The sequence below is a fragment of the Nocardioides sp. genome (assembly GCF_044226305.1).
Taxonomy (GTDB): domain Bacteria; phylum Actinomycetota; class Actinomycetes; order Propionibacteriales; family Nocardioidaceae; genus Nocardioides.
Map to the genome: position 1 here is coordinate 39171 of NZ_JBGAHF010000019.1, position 20475 is coordinate 59645.

General features: G+C 72.0%; 17 protein-coding genes. 7 read left to right on the top strand and 10 right to left on the bottom strand.

The window, feature by feature from the left end; genetic code table 11:
• Position 1: 1 nt before the first annotated feature.
• Entirely contained in the window at positions 2–2425 is a 2424-nt protein-coding gene (locus tag ACILQ5_RS17475) for a phosphoketolase (protein WP_395659306.1), read from the bottom strand.
• Between the two features lie 143 nt (positions 2426–2568).
• Between ACILQ5_RS17475 and ACILQ5_RS17480 the strand changes: the two genes are divergently transcribed.
• The 3 genes from ACILQ5_RS17480 (at position 2569) to ACILQ5_RS17490 (ending at position 4195) form a co-directional block, all read left to right on the top strand.
• Positions 2569–3006 (top strand): DUF5709 domain-containing protein, encoded by a 438-nt coding sequence (locus tag ACILQ5_RS17480; RefSeq protein ID WP_395659307.1) that lies wholly within the window; start codon positions 2569–2571, stop codon positions 3004–3006.
• A 53-nt stretch (positions 3007–3059) separates the two neighbouring features.
• Positions 3060–3206 (top strand): GPGG-motif small membrane protein, encoded by a 147-nt coding sequence (locus tag ACILQ5_RS17485; protein WP_395659308.1) that lies wholly within the window; start codon positions 3060–3062, stop codon positions 3204–3206.
• A 119-nt stretch (positions 3207–3325) separates the two neighbouring features.
• Positions 3326–4195, top strand: a complete 870-nt coding sequence (locus tag ACILQ5_RS17490) for a TIGR03619 family F420-dependent LLM class oxidoreductase (RefSeq protein ID WP_395659309.1) — start codon at positions 3326–3328, stop codon at positions 4193–4195.
• Here the strand turns inward: ACILQ5_RS17490 and ACILQ5_RS17495 are convergent.
• From ACILQ5_RS17495 to ACILQ5_RS17510, 4 genes are all read right to left on the bottom strand, one after another.
• Positions 4192–4644, bottom strand: coding sequence for an SRPBCC domain-containing protein (locus ACILQ5_RS17495; RefSeq protein ID WP_395659310.1), 453 nt, complete (start codon positions 4642–4644; stop codon positions 4192–4194). The two genes, ACILQ5_RS17490 and ACILQ5_RS17495, sit on opposite strands and share 4 nt — an antisense overlap.
• Before the next feature lie 148 nt (positions 4645–4792).
• Positions 4793–6391 (bottom strand): glutamine-hydrolyzing GMP synthase, encoded by a 1599-nt coding sequence (gene guaA / locus ACILQ5_RS17500; RefSeq protein WP_395659311.1) that lies wholly within the window; start codon positions 6389–6391, stop codon positions 4793–4795.
• 304 nt (positions 6392–6695) lie between these two features.
• A complete protein-coding gene (locus tag ACILQ5_RS17505) occupies positions 6696–8426 on the bottom strand; it encodes a GMC family oxidoreductase N-terminal domain-containing protein (protein ID WP_395659312.1) in 1731 nt (576 codons plus the stop codon).
• Positions 8423–10042 carry a succinic semialdehyde dehydrogenase gene (locus tag ACILQ5_RS17510; protein WP_395659313.1) on the bottom strand — a complete coding sequence of 540 codons (1620 nt, stop codon included), beginning with the start codon at positions 10040–10042 and terminating at the stop codon, positions 8423–8425. Before ACILQ5_RS17510 ends, ACILQ5_RS17505 begins: the two co-directional genes overlap by 4 nt.
• A 95-nt stretch (positions 10043–10137) precedes the next feature.
• Between ACILQ5_RS17510 and ACILQ5_RS17515 the strand changes: the two genes are divergently transcribed.
• Positions 10138–10902: a methyltransferase gene (locus ACILQ5_RS17515; protein ID WP_395659314.1), complete on the top strand. Its 765-nt coding sequence runs from the start codon at positions 10138–10140 to the stop codon at positions 10900–10902.
• A 21-nt stretch (positions 10903–10923) separates the two neighbouring features.
• Here the strand turns inward: ACILQ5_RS17515 and ACILQ5_RS17520 are convergent, their stop codons facing one another.
• The 3 genes from ACILQ5_RS17520 to ACILQ5_RS17530 are packed head-to-tail and all read right to left on the bottom strand — an operon-like array spanning position 10924 to position 14616.
• Positions 10924–12366 (bottom strand): aldehyde dehydrogenase, encoded by a 1443-nt coding sequence (locus ACILQ5_RS17520; RefSeq protein WP_395659315.1) that lies wholly within the window; start codon positions 12364–12366, stop codon positions 10924–10926.
• Between the two features lie 16 nt (positions 12367–12382).
• Positions 12383–13489 (bottom strand): hypothetical protein, encoded by a 1107-nt coding sequence (locus ACILQ5_RS17525; protein WP_395659316.1) that lies wholly within the window; start codon positions 13487–13489, stop codon positions 12383–12385.
• Complete coding sequence (locus tag ACILQ5_RS17530; RefSeq protein ID WP_395659317.1) at positions 13489–14616, bottom strand: phosphotransferase family protein; 1128 nt, start codon at positions 14614–14616, stop codon at positions 13489–13491. The genes ACILQ5_RS17525 and ACILQ5_RS17530 overlap by 1 nt, the downstream gene beginning before the upstream one ends.
• Before the next feature lie 169 nt (positions 14617–14785).
• On the opposite strand from ACILQ5_RS17530, the gene ACILQ5_RS17535 reads away from it, so the two are divergent.
• Both ACILQ5_RS17535 and ACILQ5_RS17540 read left to right on the top strand, forming a co-directional pair.
• Positions 14786–15133: a YciI family protein gene (locus ACILQ5_RS17535; RefSeq protein ID WP_395659318.1), complete on the top strand. Its 348-nt coding sequence runs from the start codon at positions 14786–14788 to the stop codon at positions 15131–15133.
• On the top strand, positions 15130–16362 hold the full coding sequence (locus tag ACILQ5_RS17540; RefSeq protein WP_395659319.1) for an RNA polymerase sigma factor: 1233 nt from the start codon (positions 15130–15132) through the stop codon (positions 16360–16362). The genes ACILQ5_RS17535 and ACILQ5_RS17540 overlap by 4 nt, the downstream gene beginning before the upstream one ends.
• Positions 16363–16372: 10 nt before the next feature.
• On the opposite strand, the gene ACILQ5_RS17545 is transcribed toward ACILQ5_RS17540, so the two are convergent.
• Positions 16373–18100, bottom strand: a complete 1728-nt coding sequence (locus ACILQ5_RS17545; RefSeq protein ID WP_395659320.1) for a glycerol-3-phosphate dehydrogenase/oxidase — start codon at positions 18098–18100, stop codon at positions 16373–16375.
• Positions 18101–18181: 81 nt separating this feature from the next.
• Here ACILQ5_RS17545 and ACILQ5_RS17550 point away from each other — a divergent pair, with 81 nt between their 5' ends.
• The gene (locus ACILQ5_RS17550) at positions 18182–19360 is read left to right on the top strand and encodes a CapA family protein (protein WP_395659321.1); all 1179 of its coding nucleotides are present in this window, start codon (positions 18182–18184) and stop codon (positions 19358–19360) included.
• Here ACILQ5_RS17550 and ACILQ5_RS17555 read toward each other — a convergent pair.
• Positions 19350–20456 carry a GuaB3 family IMP dehydrogenase-related protein gene (locus ACILQ5_RS17555; protein WP_395659322.1) on the bottom strand — a complete coding sequence of 369 codons (1107 nt, stop codon included), beginning with the start codon at positions 20454–20456 and terminating at the stop codon, positions 19350–19352. The genes ACILQ5_RS17550 and ACILQ5_RS17555 overlap by 11 nt on opposite strands.
• Positions 20457–20475 lie beyond the last annotated feature (19 nt).

Sequence of the window (20475 nt, forward strand, 5' to 3'; positions counted from 1 at the left end):
CTCAGCCCTCCGGGCCGGACCGCTCGGGGTGCGGGGTGCGCACCTCGGGGCCGGGCTCGGCGCTCCACTGCCACTGGCGCACCTCGGGGAGGTCCTCGCCGTGGGAGCGGATGTACTGCCGGTGCCGGATCAGCGCGTTCTTGAACTCCTCACGCGCCGCGCCCGACGACGCCGCCAGCCGCGGCACCCGGTCGATCACGTCGATCGCCAGGTTGAAGCGGTCGAGGTTGTTGAGCACCGTCATGTCGAACGGCGTCGTGGTGGTGCCCTCCTCCTTGTAGCCGCGCACGTGGATGTTGTGGTGGTTGGTCCGCTTGTAGGTGAGCCGGTGGATCAGCCACGGGTAGCCGTGGTAGCCGAAGATGACCGGCCGGTCGGCGGTGAAGAGCGCGTCGAAGTCGGCGTCGGAGAGCCCGTGCGGGTGCTCCGACGCGGGCTGGAGCCGCATCAGGTCGACGACGTTGACCACCCGGATCCGCAGGTCGGGCAGGTGCTCGCGCAGCAGCGACACCGCCGCGAGCGTCTCCATCGTGGGGACGTCACCGGCACAGGCCATCACGACGTCGGGTCCCTCCTCGCCGTCGTCGTTCGACGCCCACTCCCAGATGCCCAGCCCCTTCGTGCAGTGGACGACCGCGTCCTCCATCGAGAGGTACTGGAGGGCCGGCTGCTTCCCGGCGACGACGACGTTCACGTAGTGCTTGCTGCGCAGGCAGTGGTCGGTCACCGACAGCAGCGTGTTCGCGTCCGGCGGGAGGTAGACCCGCACCACGTCGGCCTTCTTGTTCACGACGTGGTCGATGAAGCCCGGGTCCTGGTGGGAGAAGCCGTTGTGGTCCTGCCGCCAGACGTGGGAGGTGAGCAGGTAGTTCAGGGACGCCACCGGCCGGCGCCACTCGATCCGCCGCGTCGACTCCAGCCACTTCGCGTGCTGGTTGAACATCGAGTCGACGAGGTGGATGAACGCCTCGTAGCAGGAGAAGAAGCCGTGCCGGCCGGTCAGCAGGTAGCCCTCGAGCCAGCCCTGGCAGGTGTGCTCGGAGAGGATCTCCATGATCCGCCCGTCCGGCGCCAGGTGGTCGTCGTAAGGCTCGATCTCGGCGTTCCACGCCCGGTCGGTCACCTCCATGACGTCCTGGAGCCGGTTGGAGGAGTTCTCGTCGGGCGAGAACAGCCGGAAGTTCTCCATGTTCCGCGCCATCACGTCGCGCAGGAAGCTCCCCATCACCCGCGTGGCCTCGACCGCACCGGTCCCGGGGTCGGGGACGTCGACGGCGTAGTCGCGGAAGTCCGGCAGCCGCAGCGGGGTGAGCAGCAGGCCGCCGTTCGCGTGCGGCGACGCGCTCATCCTCAGCTCGCCCGCCGGGTGCAGGGCCGCGATGTCCGGCGCCGGGGCACCGGACTCGTCGAAGAGCGAGTCCGGGTCGTAGCTGCGCATCCACTCCTCGAGCACCTGGCGGTGGCTGTCGTCGGAGCGGGCGTTCGCGAACGGCACCTGGTGGGAGCGCCAGTAGCCCTCCATCCGTTGCCCGTCGACCTCCTTCGGGCCGGTCCAGCCCTTGGGCGAGCGCAGCACGATCATCGGCCACGGCCGGCGGGGCACCGGCGTCGAGGACGCCCGCGCCTCCCCCTGGATGTCGGCGATCTCGTCGAGGCAGGCGTCGAGGGCCGCGGCGAAGTCGGCGTGCATCTGGGCCGGGTCCGAGCCGGCGACCACGCGCGGTGCGTGGCCGTAGCCGCGCAGCAGGCTGACCAGCTCCTCCTCGGGGATCCGCGCCAGCACCGTCGGGTTCGCGATCTTGTAGCCGTTGAGGTGCAGGACCGGCAGCACGGCGCCGTCGCGTCGGGGGTCGACGAACTTCGTCGAGTGCCAGCTGGTCGCGAGCGGGCCGGTCTCGGCCTCGCCGTCACCGACGACCGCGGCGACCACGAGGTCGGGGTTGTCGAACGCGGCGCCGTACGCGTGGGAGAGGGCGTAGCCGAGCTCGCCGCCCTCGTGGATCGACCCCGGCGTCTCCGGCGCCGCGTGGCTGGGGATGCCGCCGGGGAAGGAGAACTGGGTGAACAGCCGCTGGAGCCCCGGCTCGTCGAGGCCGATCTCGGGGTAGATCTCGGAGTAGGTGCCCTCGAGGTAGGACGAGGCGACCACGCCGGGGCCGCCGTGCCCGGGCCCGGTCACGAAGATCATCCGCTGGTCGCGCGCCATGATCGCCCGGTTGAGGTGGGCGTAGACGAAGTTGAGGCCCGGGGTGGTGCCCCAGTGCCCGAGGAGGCGGGGCTTCACGTGGTCGGCGACCAGCGGCTCGCGCAGCAGCGGGTTGCCCATCAGGTAGATCTGGCCGACCGAGAGGTAGTTCGCCGCTCGCCACCAGCGGTCGAGGGTCGCGAACTGGGAGTCCGTGGCAGTGCTCGTCGCGGGGTCCATGGCCCCACGGTTCCCACTCGCCCCCCGGACGTGCAAGGGCTGCGGGGCCCCGTCGGCGAATCTCCCCCGATTCGGGTGGGGCCCGCCGGGTACGGGGTCGGGGCGTCCGCAGTAGCGTGGACGGCATCCCAGAAGGAGGACCGATGACCACGCAGGGTGATGGCGACCAGGAGATCTACGGCGACTACAGCGTCGACGACGAGGACCAGCCGTCGAACCTCGAGGACCTCCCGGACCCCGACGTCGCCGACGAGCTGGACCGCGGCTACTCCCCGCCCGAGCGCTACTCCGCCGGCCAGGGCTACGGCAACACGCCGTGGGAGGAGGAGCACCGCGAGACGATCGACCAGCGGCTCGGCCAGGAGGAGCCCGACAAGGACCCCTACGCCGACGAGGACGACGACTTCTTGGACGACGGCGAGGTGGGCGACCGCCGGGCGGGCCGGCTCGTCGACACCAACGAGGGCATCGGCGAGGACACCGAGAGCGACCTGGTGGGCGAGGACGTCGGGATCGACGGCGCGGGCGCCTCGGCGGAGGAGGCTGCGGTTCACATCGTCGAGGACTTCACCGACGAGTGAACCCGCACCGAAACGGGTAGAAACCCTCGGAATCGAGAGGGAGGTACCAACGCATGGCATTCCTGCTGTGGATCCTGGCCGTCATCCTGGTGGTGGCGGGCATCTTCCAGCTGTTCAAGGGACAGATCCTCTGGGGGGTCGTGCTGATCATCGTCGGCCTGCTCGTCGGGCCCGGTGGCGTCAGCCTGTTCACCAAGTAGCCCAGCACCGGCTGCGACGACCCGCGGGACGGCGACCGAGCGTCGGCCGACCCGCGGGTCTCGTCGTCCGGGGACCCGCGCTTCGAGAACACGTTCTAGTTCGGCGCTAGGGTGGGCCCGTGCGGTTCTCGATCAGCACGGCCTTCCAGCCGGTCGACCACCTCCCCGTCCTCGCCCGGGCGGCCGACGAGCTCGGCTACCACTCGATGGCGGTGCCGGACCACGTCGTCGACCTCGAGGAGCTGGCGACGCCGTACCCCTACACCGCCGACGGCGGGCGCCGCTGGACCCACGAGGCGCCGTGGCCCGACCCGTGGGTGCTCATCGGGTCGCTCGCCGCGGTCACGACCCGGCTGCGGTTCCTCACCTCGATCTACGTGCCGGCGATCCGCAGCCCGTTCCAGGTCGCCAAGAGCGTCGGCACCGCCGCCGTGCTGTCGGGCAACCGGGTGGCGCTCGGCGTCGGGATCGGGTGGTGCCGCGAGGAGTTCGACCTGCTGGGACAGGACTTCCGCACCCGCGGGCGGCGCACCGACGAGGCGCTGGCGCTGATGGCCGAGCTGTGGAAGCCGGGCTGGACGGAGTTCGAGGGCGAGTTCTACTCCGCGCCCCGACTGGTCATGGAGCCCACGCCGACCGAGCGGATCCCGATCCTGGTCGGCGGACTCTCGGAGGTCGCGTTCCGCCGGGCCGCCCGGCACGACGGGTGGGTCGGCGACATCTACTCCACCGACGAGGCGGTGGCGCACGCGACCCGGCTCGCCGACGTACGACGGGAGCTCGGTGCCGAGGGCGACTTCTCGGTCGTCGTGGCGCTGAGCGACGCGTTCCTGCCCGAGCAGTTCGAGCGCGCCGAGGCCGGTGGGGTCACCGACTGCTGGACGATGCCGTGGGCGTACTACCACGGCCTGGAGTGCTCGGTGGAGCAGAAGGTCGACGCCCTGGAGCGGTTCGCGCAGGACGTGATGGCGCCGCTCGGCGGGGCCTAGCCGGTGCGCGCGCCGGCGACCCGCCGCTCGGCGATGTAGGCCAGCCGGCGCAGCGTCTCCACGTTCCGCCAGGCGAGCGGCACGTCCCGCAGCACCTTCGGGACCAGCCGGGCGGGACCCTCGGCCGCGTCCTCCTCGATGGTCACGTCGGTCTCGGTGCCGACGGCACCCAGACGGATCGTCACCCGGGCCGCACCGGTCGGCCAGGCCCGTGCGTGCAGGACCAGCAGGTGCTCCGGGACCACCTCGAGGACCTCGGTGCTGTCGTCGACCAGCAACGGCCAGGTCCCGACCGAGTGGTGCAGCTCGGCGCCGGCCTCGGGCCAGTGGTCGTCGACCTCGCGCATCCGCGAGGCGCCCACCACCCAGAGCGGGTAGAGCCAGCCGTCGGCGAGGACGTCCCACACCTGCTGGGGCGTGGCGGAGATGCGGCGCGTGTTGGTCGACATGCCACCCAGGTACCCAACCCGGCCGGCGATGCCTCCGGGAAAGCGAAGAACCGCCGGCGTCTCGGGTCACCAGCGGTTCTTCGATGCAGACTCTATTCACCCCAGGGGGTGATGTCCCGCCTTTCACAGATCTGCGGTGTGACCCGGGTCACTCCCACTCGATCGTGCCCGGCGGCTTGGAGGTGATGTCGACCGTGACCCGGTTGACCTCCCGGACCTCGTTGGTGATCCGCGTCGAGATCTGCTCGAGGACGTCGTAGGGCAGCCGCGCCCAGTCGGCGGTCATCGCGTCCTCGGAGGTGACCGGTCGCAGCACGACCGGGTGGCCGTAGGTACGGTGGTCGCCCTGGACGCCGACGCTGCGGACGTCGGCCAGCAGCACGACGGGGAACTGCCAGATGTCGCGGTCCAGGCCGGCGCGGGTCAGCTCCTCGCGGGCGATCGCGTCGGCCTCGCGCAGGATGTCGAGGCGCTCGCGGGTGACCTCGCCGATGATCCGGATGCCGAGTCCCGGGCCGGGGAACGGCTGGCGCCAGACGATCTCGGCCGGCAGCCCGAGCTGCTCGCCGACCAGCCGGACCTCGTCCTTGAACAGGGTGCGCAGCGGCTCGACCAGCTCGAACTCGAGGTCGTCGGGGAGCCCGCCGACGTTGTGGTGGGACTTGATGTTGGAGGTGCCCGCTCCCCCGCCGGACTCGACCACGTCCGGGTAGAGGGTCCCCTGGACCAGGAAGGCGACCTTGCCGCCGTCCTCGCCGGCGACCGCGCTCTGCTCGATCTTCGGGGCCAGGATGTCGGCCTCCGCGGCCTCGAAGACCCGGATGAACTCCCGGCCGATGATCTTGCGCTTCTCCTCCGGGTCCGAGACCCCGGCCAGCGCGTCGAGGAACTGCTTCTCGGCGTCGACGACCTTGAGGTCGACGCCGGTGGCCGCCACGAAGTCACGCTCGACCTGCTCGGTCTCGCCCTGCCGCATCAACCCGTGGTCGACGTACACGCAGGTGAGCCGGTCGCCGATCGCACGCTGGACGATCGCCGCCGCCACGGCGGAGTCGACGCCCCCGGAGAGCCCGCAGATCGCCTGGCCGCGGTCGCCGATCTGGGCGCGGATCGACTCGATCTGCTCCTCGACGATGTTGACCATGGTCCAGGTCTGCCGGCAGCCCGCGATCTGGACGAGGAAGTGCTCGAGCACCTTCTGGCCGTGCTCGGTGTGCAGCACCTCGGGGTGCCACTGCACGCCGGCCAGCTGCCGGCCGACGTCCTCGAACGCCGCCACCGGTGTCTTGGCCGTCGATGCCAGCACGGTGAAGCCCTCCGGTGCCGCGGTCACCGAGTCACCGTGGGACATCCAGACCGTGTGCCGGGCGGGGATGTCGGCGAGCAGCGTGCCGGGCGCGGTGACCTCGAGGGCGGTGCGGCCGTACTCGCTCGACCCGGTGTGCGCGACCTCGCCGCCGAGGCCGCGGGCCATCAGCTGGAAGCCGTAGCACATGCCGAACACCGGGGTGCCGGACGTGAACATCGCCGGGTCGATGCTGGGTGCGCCCTCGTCGTACACCGACGACGGGCCGCCGGAGAGGATGATCGCCTTCGGGTTGCGGGCCAGCATCTCGGCCACCGGCATCGTGTGCGGCACGATCTCGGAGTAGACCCGCGCCTCGCGGACGCGGCGGGCGATCAGCTGGGCGTACTGAGCACCGAAGTCGACCACCAGGACCAGATCGTGCTCGGCAGGCTGCGTCATGCGCCGAGCCTAGCGAGGCGGCCGCCGTACCTGACATCCGTGTCGCGTTCCTGCCCGGAAGACAGCAGGAACGTCAGGTGCGCCAGGAGACGGGCGACCCCGAACACGCATCAGGGCCCGGCCGGGGAGGGAGGGATGGCCGGGCCCTGACCGTCCACGCATCTGCTGGACAGAGCCTGGACAGGGGACCCGGCGGTGGGAGGGAGCGTGTTGACCGGGTCCGCTGGCTCAACGAGAGGTGCAGACGGCGGTTACGGGTTCGGTCACGGTCTCCGAGAGTTTTTCTCGACGGTCTCCGACCGGCTCAGCTGACGCCCACGATCGGCAGCCGCAGCGCACCCGGTGCCGAGTCGGGGACGACCGGCGCGCGGGGCGCCACCGGGTCGATCCGGCGGTACGCCGAGCCGGGTGCGGGCCGCGGGTCGGGCTCGCCCTTGTTGGGCCAGAACGACATCGCCCGCTCCGCCTGCGCGGTGATCGTGAGCGAGGGGTTCACGCCGAGGTTCGCGGTGACCGCCGACCCGTCGGCGATGTGCAGCCCGGGGTAGCCGTAGACGCGCTGGTAGGCGTCGATGACGCCGGTCTCCGGGGACTCCCCGATCGCGCAGCCACCGATGAAGTGCGCGGTGAGCGGCTTGTTGAAGGCGTCGCCGATCGCGCCGCCCGGGAACCCGCCCATGGTCTTCGCCATCAGGCGGATCGCCTCGTTGCCGGCCGGGATCCAGGTCGGGTTGGGCTCCCCGTGGCCCTGCTTGGAGGTGACGTAGCGCTTGCGGGTGCCCGGGATCCGCTTGGTGTAGGTCGTGATCGAGTTGTCGAGGCTCTGCATCACCAGCGCGATGACGGTGCGCTCGGACCAGTGCTTCATGTCGTAGAGGTCGGCCACGTTCCGCCGCTGCCGCCACATCTCCTTCAGCCAGGTGCGCCAGCGCGGCTCGTCGCCGTCACCGTCGGTCAGCACCGACTGCAGCAGCCCCATCAGGTTGCTGCCCGGTCCGTAGCGGACCGGCTCGATGTGGGTCGAGGGGTCGGGGTGGAAGCTCGAGGTGATCGCGATGCCCTGGCTGTAGTCGGTCGAGATGTCCGGCGCGACCACGCCGCCGATCGACTCCGAGTTCGTCCGCGCCAGGTGACCCAGCCGGTCGGAGATGTCGGGCAGGTGCCCCTCGTCGCGCATCCGGTGCAGCAGCCGCTGGGTGCCGAGCGCGGACGCCGAGAAGACCACCTGCTCGGCGGTCAGCACCCGACGGGCGATCCGGCGCTTGATCTTCGCCTTGGTGTAGCGCACGTGCACCTCGTAGCCGCCGCCGTCCCGCGGTCGCACCCGGGTCACCGTGGTCAGCGGCAGCACCGTGGCGCCGTTCTGCTCGGCGAGGTAGAGGTAGTTCTTGACCAGCGTGTTCTTCGCGTTGTGCCGGCAGCCGGTCATGCAGGAGCCGCACGCGGTGCAGGTACGCCGGGCGGGGCCGGCGCCGCCGAAGAACGGGTCGTCGACGGTCTGGCCCATGCCGGCACCCGGGCCGCCGAAGAAGACACCGACCGGGGTGGGGTGGAAGGTGTCGCCGACGCCCATCTCGACGGCGACCTTCTCCATCACCTCGTCCGAGGGGGTGCGCAGCGGGTTCTCGACCACGCCGAGCATCCGCTTGGCCTGGTCGTAGTAGGGAGCGAGCTCCTCGCGCCAGTCGGTGATGTGGCTCCACTGCGGGTCCTCGTAGAAGGCCGGCAGCGGCTCGTAGAGGGTGTTCGCGTAGACGAGCGACCCGCCGCCGACCCCGGCGCCGGAGACGATCAGGCAGTCGCGGAGCGCGTCGATGCGCTGGATGCCGTAGCAGCCGATCTCCGGGCGGAAGAGGTAGCGCGTCGCCTCGAAGGACGTCTCGGGGAAGTCGTCGTCGCTGAACCGGGCGCCCGCCTCGATCACCCCGACGCGGTAGCCCTTCTCCGTGAGGCGCAGGGCGGTGACCGAGCCGCCGAAGCCCGAGCCGACGACGAGGACGTCGTAGTCGAAGCCGGAGGTGTCGGTCACGGTCATGGGCGTCCCAGCTTCTTCATCAGGCGGAGGTTGGAGGTCATCACCTTGGCGTAGGCCTCGTCCGACATCCCGAACTGCGGGGCGAAGCGGAGCAGCCGCTGCGTCGCGACGGACTGCGTCTCGGTGTAGCGCAGGATGCCCTCGCCGCCCTGGCGGCGGCCCATCCCGGACTCGCGCATCCCGCCCATCGGGGCGTCCAGGCTCGCGAAGGTGGCCGCGAACGCCTCGTTGATGTTGACGGTGCCGCACTTGATCATCCGCGCGATCGCGCGGGCGCGGTCGCCGTCGCGGCTGTAGATGGAGGCGTTCAGGCCGTACTGGCCGTCGTTGGCGCGCGCGATCGCGTCGGCCTCGTCGTGGAACCGGTAGAGCGACACGACCGGGCCGAACGTCTCGTTGCCGAAGCAGGTCATGTCGGGGCTGACGTTCTCGAGGATCGTGGGCTCGTAGAAGTACGGCGCCAGGTCGGGCCGCGCCTTGCCGCCGGTCAGCACCCGGGCGCCCTTGGCGACCGCGTCGTCCACGTGGGCGGTGACGGTGTCGAGCTGCTGCTGGGAGATCAGCGGGCCCATGTCGTTGCCCCACTCCAGGGTGGCCCCGAGGGTCAGTGCCTGGGTGCGCGCGACGAAGCGCTCGACGAACCGGTCGTAGACCTGGTCGGCGACGAAGAGCCGCTCCATCGAGACGCACAGCTGGCCGGAGTTCGAGAACGACGCGCGCACCGCGCCCTCGGCGGCCCGCTCGAGGTCCGCGTCGCGCAGCACGAGCAGCGGGTTCTTGCCGCCGAGCTCGAGCGAGCAGCCGATCAGCCGGTCGGCGCAGCCCTTCGCGATGATCCGGCCGGTGGCGGTCGAGCCGGTGAAGCAGATGTAGTCGGCGCGCTCGATCATCTCCGGGCCGATGTGGGTGCCCGGGCCGGCGACGACCTGCCACAGGTCCTTCGGGAAGCCGGCCTGCTCGAGCAGCTCCACGGCGAGCAGCGCCGAGAGCATCGTCTGGTGGTCCGGCTTGGCGACCACCGCGTTGCCGGCCAGCAGCGCCGGGAGGCCGTCGCACAGCGCCATCGTGAACGGGTAGTTCCACGGCGAGATGATGCCGACGACGCCCTTGGGGATCCGGTTGACCTCGACCCGGGTCAGGCCCGGCACCACCCCGATCTTGCGGCGGGTGTCGAGGTGCTGGTGCGCGGTCCGGGCGTAGTAACGGGCCGTGAGCGCCACGTGCAGCGGCTCGTCGAAGGCGTGCTTGCGCGCCTTGCCGGACTCGAGCTGGATCAGGTCGATGATCTCGTCCTGGCGGTCGAGGATCAGGTCGTGCAGCCGCAGCAGCAGCGTGGAGCGGTGGTCCAGCGAGGTGCGCGACCAGGCCACCTGCGCCCGCCGGGCGCGGGCGAACGCCTCGGCGACGTCCTCGTCGGTCGACTGCGGGATGTGGGCCAGCGGGGCGTCGTCCATCGGCGACCGGACCTCGGCGCTGCGGCCCGAGGTGGACAGCACGCGGGCCGTGAGGGCCGCGGTGTAGTCCGGCTCGAGGGCGTACGACGCGCGCGGGTCGTGCTCGGGGTCGTGCGGTCCGTCGACGGTCGGGCCGCCGGCGGCAGGGTTCTGGGCGCTCATGGACCGAGGGTATGTGACCCGCGTCTCGCGTACTACCTTCCAGTAGGTTTCCGTGATGTTTTACACAACGGCAATGGATGTCAAGGAGGGTCGTCGTGGCGGAGGACCGGTTCGCGGCGGGCGTCGACCAGTGGGTCGACCAGCTCGGCCGGGCGCGGGACGCGGTGCGCCAGGCGCAGGTCGCCGCCCAGCTCGACGAGGTGCTCGCCGGGCTGCCCGCGGCGGGCCGGGTCCTCGACGTCGGCTGCGGCCAGGGCACCCAGGCGCTCCGGCTCGCCCGCCTCGGTCACGAGGTGACCGGCGTCGACCTCTCACCGGTGCTGCTCGACCGGTTCCGGTCGGCGCTCGCGACCGAGCCCGACGACGTACGCCGGCGGGTGCACCTGGTCGAGGGACCCGGTGAGGCCGCGGCCGGGCTCGGCTCCTTCGACCTGGTGCTCTGCCACGGCGTGCTGATGTACCTCGACGATGACCGCCCGATGCTCGAGGCGCTGGCGGGCGCCCTCGCCGCGGGCGGGCGGCTCAGCCTGCTGGTGCGCAACGGGCTGGCGCTCGCGATGCGACCCGGCCTGCTCGGCGCCTGGGCGGACGTGGCGCCGGCGCTCGCCGCGACCGGCTACACCAACCGCCTCGGGATCACCGCCCGGGCGCACACGCCCGCAGGGCTGGACGAGGTGTGCGGACCGCTGGGCCTGCGACGCACGGCGTGGTGGGGCGTGCGGGTCTTCAGCGACCACCTGCCGGGCGACGCGCCGCCCGGCGACGACCTCGCCGAGCGGGTCGCCGCCGAGCAGGCGGTCAGCGGGATCGACCCCTACCGCCAGGTGGCCGCACTCAGCCACCTGGTCTACGGGTCCTGAGCCCCGCCCCTCGCGTCCCCCTCAGGGCTTGTAGATCGACTTCAGCTCGGTGTAGTGCGCGAGGCCCTCGGGCCCGAACTCGCGGCCGATCCCGGAGGACTTGTAGCCGCCGAACGGCGCGGCGAAGTCCATCGTGTAGGTGTTGACGCCGTAGGTCCCGGTGCGGACCCGGCGGGCCACGTCCAGCCCGGCGTCCACGTCACCGGTCCAGACCGTCCCGGCCAGGCCGTACTCGGAGTCGTTGGCGATCCGGACCGCGTCGTCGACGTCGTCGTAGGGGATCACCGACAGCACCGGGCCGAAGATCTCCTCCTGCGCGATCCGCATCCGGTTGTCGACGTCGGCGAAGACGGTCGGGCGGACGTACCAGCCGTTGTCCAGACCGTCGGGGCGGCCGTTGCCGCCGACGACGACCCGGGCGCCCTCCTCCTGGCCGAGCGCGATGTACTTCTCGACCCGCTCCTGCTGCCGCTGGGCGACCATGGGGCCGATCTCGGTGGCCGGGTCCATCGGGTCACCGACCTGCATGCCCGCCACGGTCTCGGCGAGCGCGTCGACGACGGTGTCGTAGTTGCTGCGGGACGCCAGGATGCGGGTCTGGGCGACGCACGCCTGACCGGAGTTCATCAGCGAGGCGAACTTCAGCCCCTCCATCGTCGCGGCGAGGTCGGCGTCGTCGAGGACGATCGCAGCGGACTTGCCGCCGAGCTCGAGCGAGACCCGCTTGAGCTGCTCGCCGCAGACCGCGGCGATCTTGCGGCCGGCGGCGGTCGAGCCGGTGAACGCGACCTTGTCGACGCCCGCGTGGGCCACCAGGTGCGCTCCCACCTCGCGGCCGGCCGTGACGATGTTGACGACGCCGTTCGGCACGCCGGCCTCGACCAGCAGCTCGGCCATCAGGTAAGGGTCGAGCGGGGTCTCGGGAGCCGGCTTGACGACGATCGTGCAGCCCGAGAGCAGCGCCGGCACCAGCTTCGACATGATCGTGAACTGGGGGACGTTCCACGGCGGGATCGCGGCCACGACGCCGACCGGCTCACGGCGCACGACGACGTCGGTGCCGAGCACGCCGGTGCGGGTCTCCTCCCACGGGAAGGCGCGAGCGATGCCCAGGAACGCCTCGATCTGCATCCACGGCGCGGGCGCCTGGGCGAGGTTCGAGAAGGACAGCGGCGCGCCCATCTCGGCCGAGATCAGCTCGGCCATCTCGCCGAGCCGGCCGGCGTAGAGGTTCGAGAAGTTCTGGACGACCTCGATCCGCTCCTCCGGCGACATCCGGGGCCACGGGCCCTGGTCGAAGGCGCGACGGGCGGCGGCGACCGCGGCGTCGACGTCGGCGGTGCTGCCCTCCGGGACGGTCGCGATCACCTCCTCGGTGTGGGGCGAGACGACCTCGATGGTGTCCCCGCCGGCGGGGGCGGCCCAGTCGCCGTCGATGAAGAACGCGGTGCGGTCGAGCGTCATGCCTGGTCTCCTGTGGTCACGGTGCGAGGGTGAAGAAGTCGGTGAAGCCGGACGGGTCGTGCCGGCCGATGCAGAAGTGCTCGAAGAGGCCGAACCCCTCCTGGCCGTCGATCAGGGCGCGGCCGACGTGGTCGACGCACCCGAACATGAAGCGGCCCCGGACGGCGTCGTCGGCCATGTCGTAGGTGACCCGCTCGGCGAAGTCCTCGCCCTTCCAGGTGCCGTGGATCCAGTCGGGGTCGCCGCCGTAGCCGCCGCCGACGTGGAGGGGTACGGCGAGCCGCGACTCGACCTCCATGACGAGCGGCTTGCCCTCGGGGGTCGCGCAGCGGATCGTCGCCCCGGTCGGGGTGCGGGTGCCGGAGGCGTAGTGGACGTCGACGACCGGCCAGCCGAGCTGCTCGAGTCGGCCGTCCTTCCACACGCGCGTGCAGTCGTTGAGGGTCCGGAACCCGTCCGGGCTCTCCTGGATGATCACGACGACGGCGTACTCCTCGAACTGCACCGGCACGTAGAGCCACCACATGCCCTCGAACGGCGGGTCCGCCGGCGCACCCGGGGGCTCCGCCTCGCCGACCGGGCGGATGCCCCAGGAGCGGTCGCGGCTGCCCAGCCAGGTCGCCGGGTCGACCGCGATCTCCTCGCCGTCGATCGCGATCGTGCCGCTCCAGCTCCCGAGCTGGGCGAACCGCTGGGCGTCGAGGGTGACCCGGCTGCCCGAGCGCAGCACGTGCGGCTGCTCCTGGACCACCGGGCAGGTGCCCTCCCAGGTCAGGTCGAGGGCCAGGCCGTCGGTCTCCTCGAGGACCACGCGGACCTGGTGGAGCGGGTCCGGGACCTCGACCCGGTAGCGGCCCACGTGCGGGTGGAGCCGGTCCTGGTCCATGAGGTCGGAGAGGTGGACCGCGGTCTGCTGCCCGTTGCGGGCCACGAGGACGAACGCGTCCTTGGTGCCGAGGTTCGGGTAGTAGCCCATGCCGGTGATGAGCATGATGTCGCCGGTGCGGTCGTGGGCGTTGAAGTACCAGCGGTCGTAGAAGTTCCGGTCGCTGCTGTTGGCGTAGGCCAGGGGCAGCGGCGCCTGGTGCAGCGGGAACTCGTCGAGCGGGATGATGCCGGGCACTACGCCCCCACTTCCTCGAGGAGCCGGTCGAGCAGCGGCTTGTGGTGGAAGAGCGACTCGAGGTCCTCGGGCGCCTCGATCTCGCCGAAGTGGATCTGCCGGGCCCCGGTGCGCATGAAGACGATCGCCCACTGCACGCCGTTGTAGACGTGGTACCAGCGCAGGTCGCCGAGCTCGGTGCCGGCGACGCGCTCGTACTCGGCGACGACGTCCTCCTCGCGCAGGAAGTGCGGCATGCCCGGCAGCTCCAGCATCCCGGTGATCGCCTCGAACACCTGGTGGGCGAACACGATCCAGGACACGTCGAGCTCGCGCGGCCCGATCGCCGCCATCTCCCAGTCGAGCACCGCCACGGGCTCGAAGTCGCGGTACATCATGTTGCCGATGCGCGAGTCGCCCCAGGCCAGCACCGCCTCGTCGGTCTCGGGGACGTTGGCCTCGAGCCAGGCCAGGGCCCGCTCGACGGTCGGCGACCGGCCGATGTCGGGGACCGCGAAGTCGTACCAGGCGCGGGTGCGGGCGAGGTTGCGCTCGAGCAGGGTCGCACCCTCGTGCGGCGGCTCGAGGAACGCGAAGGTCGTCGCGGCGTCGGGGATGGCGTGCAGCCGTGCCAGCACCGCGACGCTGTGGTCCTGGAGCCGACGCTGGTCCTCCGGGCTGGCGTCGTGCAGCCAGTTGTCGCCGAAGTTGTAGGGCAGCACGTCCTGCGGGACCACGCCGTCGACCCGGTCCATGAGGAAGAACGGCGTCCCCAGCACCTCGCCGGTCGGCTCCATCCAGCGCACGGTCGGGACCGGGACGTCGGTCAGCTCGCCGACCAGCCGCATGGCGTCGTACTGGTCCTGGAGGGCGTAGTCGGGGAAGACCGGGAGGTCGTGGGCGGCCGGTGCGACCCGCGCGACGTACTCACCGCGGCGCCGCTCGCCGTCCTCGGTCCACTCCGCGTCGAGGATGAGCGTCTCCGACGACATGCCGTTGGAGTCCACGCCGCTGTGCAGCGTCACGACCGGGTCGGGACCCTCGGGGAGCACGGTCGCCAGCCACGCGGCCAGCCGGTCGGGCAGGGTGCTGGCGTCCCTGCTGGAGCGCTGCATCTTCATGTCGGCCGGTGGGGGCGCCTGGGTCACGTTCCCTCCTGGTGCTGTGACGTCGGTCTCAGCATCATTGGAACGTGTTCTAGTTGTCAACGGGGGTGCGGTCCGCAGGAAATCCTTGCCGGCGATGTCCTGCGGGCCGGGACCCGTTCGTCTCTACAGTGAGAGCCGGCACCGGGCCGGCCCGCACGAGGAGATCACCATGCCGCAGTACGCAGCCATCATCTACAGCCGTGACGTCGACTGGACCCGGCCCGAGCACGCCGGCGCCATGCAGGAGTACAACGAGTTCGGTGCGGCGGCGGCCGCCGTCATCCGGGGCGGGGCGGCCCTCTACCCGACGCCGACCGCCACGACGGTCCGCACCACGGCCAAGGGGGGCGAGGTCTCGACTACCGACGGGCCCTACGCCGAGACCAAGGAGGCGCTGACCGGGTTCTACCTCCTCGAGTGCGCCGACCTCGACGAGGCGATCGCCTGGGCGGCCACCATCCCGGGCTCCTGGGACGGCGCCGTCGAGGTCCGGCCCGTCATCGACTTCGGGGGGTGACCTCGCAGCAACCGTCGGACGGGGACGAGGCGCGTCGCGTCCTGGCCGCGCTGGTGCGCGAGTCGGGGCGCGACGTCCTCGCCACCCTGGTGCGCTACACCGGGGACCTCGCGCTCGCCGAGGACGCCGTGCAGGACGCGTCGCTGCGGGCACTGGAGACCTGGGCCCGCGACGGCGTCCCGGAGAACCCGGTCGCCTGGCTGCGCCTGACCGCCCGCCGGCGCGCCATCGACCTGATCCGCCGCGAGGCGGGTCGCCAGCCCAAGGAGGCAGCCGCGATGCTCCTCGGTCCCGACGACGAGCCCGTCACCGGGTCCGTGGTCCAGGACGACCTGCTGCGCCTGGTCTTCACGTGCTGCCACCCCAGCCTCGCGCCCACCACCCAGGTCGCCCTGTCGCTGCGCACCCTTTGCGGGCTCACCACCGCGGAGGTCGCCCGCGCCCTCCTGGTCAGCGAGGCATCGATGGCCAAACGGCTGACCCGGGCCCGACAGAAGATCAAGCTCGCCCGCATCCCCTACCGCGTGCCGCCCGACCACGAGCTCCCCGAGCGGTGGGCAGCGGTCCTGGCCACCACCTACCTGCTCTTCAACGAGGGCTACGCCGCGACCGACGGTCCGGACCTGGTCCGCGACGACCTGGTCGACCAGGCCGTCCGCCTGGCCCGGCTGCTGGTCCGCCTCCAGCCCGACGACGCCGGGGCGGTCGGCCTGCTGGCGCTGATGCTGCTCCAGGACTCCCGGCGGGCGACCCGCGTCGGCCCCGACGGCCGCGCCGTGCTGCTCGCCGACCAGGACCGCACCCGCTGGGACGCCGACGAGATCGACGAGGGCGTCCGGCTCGTGGGTGAAGGCCTCCGCAGGACCCCCGACCGGCCGGACCGCTACGTCGTCCAGGCGGCGATCGCCGCCTGCCACGCGCTCGCCCCCTCCTACGACCGGACCGACTGGGCGGCGGTCGTGTCCTGGTACGACGTGCTCCTGCGGATCGACCCCGGACCGGTGGTCCGGCTCAACCGGGCGGCCGCGCTCGCCGAGCGGGACGGCGCCGCCGCCGGGCTCGCCGCGGTGGACGCGATCGACGGCCTGGCGGCGTACCCGTGGTGGCACGCCACGCGGGCGGTGCTGCTGCGTCGGCTCGGCCGCGACGACGAGGCGGCCGCCGCCGACGCGCTCGCCGACCGGCTCCCCCTCAACGACCCCGCGCGGCGCCTGCCCGAACCCGGCTGAGCCGGCCGCCTCACACGATGTCGCGCACCGTCACCCGGGCCTCGTCGGCCTCCTGGTCGGTGAGCATCAGCTGCGACTGGCGCTCGGCCTCGACCCGGCGCAGGTAGTGGTCGACCTCGTCGGCCGTCCGCGCGGCGTCCCAGCCGAGCTGCTCGGCCATCAGGGCCGCGACGCCCGGCGCGGCGGAGACACCGCGGTCGAAGGTCTCGATCGAGATCCGGGTCCGGCGGGTCAGCACGTCGTCGAGGTGCCGCGCCCCCTCGTGGGTGACCGCGTAGACGATCTCGGCCCCGAGGTGGTCCTCGGCGCCCTCGACCGGCTCGGCCAGGGTCGGCCGCGACTCCATCAGCGCGAGCAGGTCGTCGAGCTGGTCGCCGTACCGGCCGAGGAGGTGGTCGATGCGCGCGACGTCGAGGCCGGAGCGCCGGGCCAGCAGCACCCGCTGGTTGCGGCGGGTCTCCCAGCCCGCGGCGCCGAGCAGCGGCACCCGGTCGGTGATCGAGTCCCGCACGGCGAGGTGGTAGGTGGAGCGGAGCGTGTCGGCGGCGGCGTCCACGGCGTCGCGCCCCATCACGCGGTACGTCGTCAGCTTGCCGCCGGCGATCATGACCAGCCCGGGCACCGGCATCACGACGGTGTGCTCGCGCGAGATCCGCGAGGTCGGCTCGGACTCCCCGGAGAGCAGTGGCCGGAGCCCGGCGTACACGCCCTCGACGTCCTCGTGGTCGAGCGGCTCGCGCAGGATGGCGTTGACGTGGCCGAGGAGGTAGTCGATGTCGGCCCGCGACGCGGCCGGGTGCGCCTTGTCCAGGTCCCACGGCGTGTCGGTGGTGCCGATGATCCAGTGCCGCTCCCACGGGATGACGAAGAGCACCGACTTCTCGGTGCGCATGATGAAGCCCGCCTCGGAGCGGATCCGGTCGCGCGGCACGACCAGGTGGATGCCCTTCGACGCCTGCACGCGCAGCGCACCGTGTCCGCCCGCGAGGTCCTGGATCTCGTCGGTCCACACGCCGGCCGCGTTGACCACGACCCTGGCCCGGATCTCGAGGTCACGGTCCTGCTCCAGGTCCCGGGCGCGGACGCCGACGACGCGGTCGCCCTCGCGGAGGAACCCGGTCACCCGCACGCGCGTGGCCACGTGTGCGCCGTGGGCGGCGGCGGTGCGGGCGATGGTGAGCACCAGCCGGGCGTCGTCGACCTGGCAGTCCCAGTACTTGATCGCACCCGTGAGCGAGGCCGGGTCGAAGTCGGGGGCGATCCGCTGGACGCCACGCAGGGTGAGGTGCTGGTGGTGCGGCAGCCCCATGTCGTACTTGCCGAGCATCGCCATGCCGTCGTACATGCTGAGGCCGGCACCGATGTAGGCACGCTCCCAGACGCGGTGGGTCAGTGGGTAGAGGAACGGCACCGGCCGCACCAGGTGTGGCGCGAGGCGGGTGAGCAGCAGCCCGCGCTCCTGGAGCGCCTCGCGGACCAGGGCGAAGTCCATCATCTCGAGGTAGCGCAGGCCACCGTGGACGAGCTTGCTGCTGCGGCTGGAGGTCCCGCTGGCGAGGTCGCGCTGCTCGACCAGGCCGGTGCTGAGGCCCCGGCTGACGGCGTCGAGCGCGGTCCCGACGCCGACGATGCCGCCGCCCACGACGAGCACGTCGAGGTCGGCACGGCCCGGGGGGCCCTGCATCGCGGTCAGGGCGTCGTCGCGCGCCTGCGGGCTGAGCACACTGGACACGACCATGACGACAGTCTGTCGCACCGGTGCACACCGGATCCGGGGGATGCGAGGATCCGCGGACCCCCGGCACGGTTGAATGTCCGGGTGAGAGGGAACGCGTGGGCACCGGCGGTGCTGCTGGTCGCCCTCGTCGCCGGGTGCGGCTCGAGCGAGGCGCCCGGCGCGGAGCGGCTGCCGCCCGGCGGCCCCGCACCGGCGTCCTCCGGCACCCCCACCACGGCGGGGTCCGCACCGACCAGCGAGGAGCCGGCGCCGGCCAGGACCGTGTCGATCGTCATGGGCGGCGACCTGCTCTGGCACAACACGGTCTGGTTCAGCGCCGCGGAGGACGCGCGCCGCACCGGGTCGGGGGACGCCTACGACTGGGACCCGATGTTCGCGGCGCTGAAGCCGACCATCGAGGGCGCCGACCTGGCGATCTGCCACTCCGAGGTCCCGTTCGCCGCACCCGGGCAGGAGCCGGAGTCCTACCCGGTCTTCGCGGCCCCGCGCTCGATCGGCCCGTGGATCGCCAGCATGGGCTGGGACGCGTGCACGACGGCATCCAACCACAGCTGGGACCAGGGGTTCGACGGCGTCGTGACGACCGCGGACCTCCTCGACGCCCAGGGTGTCGCCCACGTCGGCACCTTCCGCACGCCCCAGGAGCGCAGGAAGCCGGTGATCCTCACGACCGAGTCCGGCGTCACGGTCGGGATCGTGGCCGGCACCTGGGGCCTCAACGGCTTCGTCCCGCCCGCGGACGAGGCGTTCGCGGTGTCGATGTGGGACGCCGACAACCTGATCGCCCAGGCCCACGCGGCCCGCGAGGCGGGCGCCGACGTGGTGATCGCGCACGTGCACTGGGGCACCGAGTACGTCCACACGCCCGACGCCAGCCAGGTCGCGCTCGCCGAGCAGCTCACCGCCTCGCCGGACATCGACCTGGTGCTCGGCGAGCACGCGCACGTCGTCCAGCCGATCACCAAGGTCAACGGCAAGTGGGTCGTCTACGGCATGGGCAACCAGGTCGCCCAGAACGAGGCGACGATGGCCGACACCTACGAGGGCATCACCATCGACTTCGAGCTCGCGGAGCAGCCGGACGGCGGCTTCCGGGTGGTCCGGCCGGCCTACGTCCCCACCCAGTGGAACCACTACACGCCGGGTGACCCGATCCGGATCCGGCCGGCCACCGGCGCCGGGCTGGCCTCGATCCGGCAGGACGTGAACCTGCTCGGGCACAACGCCGGGTTGGTGGAGGAGCCGCTCGTCACCCGATGACGACCTCGACCCGCTGGAACTCCTTGAGCTCGGTGTAGCCGGTGGTCGCCATCGACCGGCGCAGCGCCCCGATCAGGTTCATGGTGCCGTCGGCGACCCGCGAGGGGCCGAACAGGATCTCCTCGATCGTGCCCACGGTCTCGAAGCGGACCCGCTCGCCGCGCGGCAGCTCCCGGTGGTGCGCCTCGGAGCCCCAGTGCAGGCCGCGGCCCGGTGCGTCGGTCGCGCGGGCGAACGGCGAGCCGACCATGACGGCGTCGGCGCCGCAGGCGATCGCCTTGGCGACGTCCCCGGACTTGCCGATCGAGCCGTCCGCGATCACGTGGACGTAGCGGCCCCCGGACTCGTCGAGGTAGTCACGCCGGGCGGCCGCGACGTCGGCGACCGCCGACGCCATCGGGACGGCGACACCGAGCACGGTCCGGGTCGTGTGGGCCGCTCCCCCGCCGAAGCCGACGAGCACGCCGGCCGCACCGGTGCGCATCAGGTGCAGCGCGGCCTGGTGGGTCGCGCAGCCGCCGACGATGACCGGCACGTCGAGCTCGTAGATGAACTCCTTGAGGTTGAGCGGCTCGGCCTGCGACGAGACGTGCTCGGCCGAGACCGTCGTCCCGCGGATCACGAACATGTCGACGCCGGCGTCCACCACGGTCTTGGCGAACTCCTTGGTCCGCTGCGGCGACAGCGAGGCGGCGACGGTCACCCCGGACTCCCGGATCTCACGGAGCCGCTCGCTGATGAGCTCGGCCCGCACCGGCTCGCAGTAGATCTCCTGGAGCCGCCGGGTGGCGTCGTCGCCGTGGAGGCCGGCCACCTCCTCCAGCAGCGGGTCCGGGTCCTCGTAACGGGTCCAGAGGCCTTCGAGGTTGAGCACCCCGAGCCCCCCGAACCGGCCCAGGGCGATCGCGGTCGTCGGTGACATCACCGAGTCCATCGGCGCCGCGAGCACCGGGATGTCGAAGCGGTAGGCGTCGATCTGCCAGGCGGTGCTGATCTCCTCCGGGTCGCGGGTGCGCCGCGAGGGCACGATCGCGATGTCGTCGAAGGAGTAGGCGCGACGCGCACGCTTGGCCCGGCCGATCTCGATGTCCGTCACCGGAGCAGCCTAGCGAGCG

Excerpts from the sequence above, each read along its gene's own strand:
- ACILQ5_RS17475 (WP_395659306.1), bottom strand. The coding sequence starts at position 2,425 with ATGGACCCCGCGACGAGCACTGCCACGGACTCCCAGTTCGCGACCCTC.
- ACILQ5_RS17480 (WP_395659307.1), top strand. The coding sequence starts at position 2,569 with ATGACCACGCAGGGTGATGGCGACCAGGAGATCTACGGCGACTACAGC.
- ACILQ5_RS17485 (WP_395659308.1), top strand. The coding sequence starts at position 3,060 with ATGGCATTCCTGCTGTGGATCCTGGCCGTCATCCTGGTGGTGGCGGGC.
- ACILQ5_RS17495 (WP_395659310.1), bottom strand. The coding sequence starts at position 4,644 with ATGTCGACCAACACGCGCCGCATCTCCGCCACGCCCCAGCAGGTGTGG.
- guaA (WP_395659311.1), bottom strand. The coding sequence starts at position 6,391 with ATGACGCAGCCTGCCGAGCACGATCTGGTCCTGGTGGTCGACTTCGGT.
- ACILQ5_RS17505 (WP_395659312.1), bottom strand. The coding sequence starts at position 8,426 with ATGACCGTGACCGACACCTCCGGCTTCGACTACGACGTCCTCGTCGTC.
- ACILQ5_RS17510 (WP_395659313.1), bottom strand. The coding sequence starts at position 10,042 with ATGAGCGCCCAGAACCCTGCCGCCGGCGGCCCGACCGTCGACGGACCG.
- ACILQ5_RS17520 (WP_395659315.1), bottom strand. The coding sequence starts at position 12,366 with ATGACGCTCGACCGCACCGCGTTCTTCATCGACGGCGACTGGGCCGCC.
- ACILQ5_RS17535 (WP_395659318.1), top strand. The coding sequence starts at position 14,786 with ATGCCGCAGTACGCAGCCATCATCTACAGCCGTGACGTCGACTGGACC.
- ACILQ5_RS17545 (WP_395659320.1), bottom strand. The coding sequence starts at position 18,100 with ATGGTCGTGTCCAGTGTGCTCAGCCCGCAGGCGCGCGACGACGCCCTG.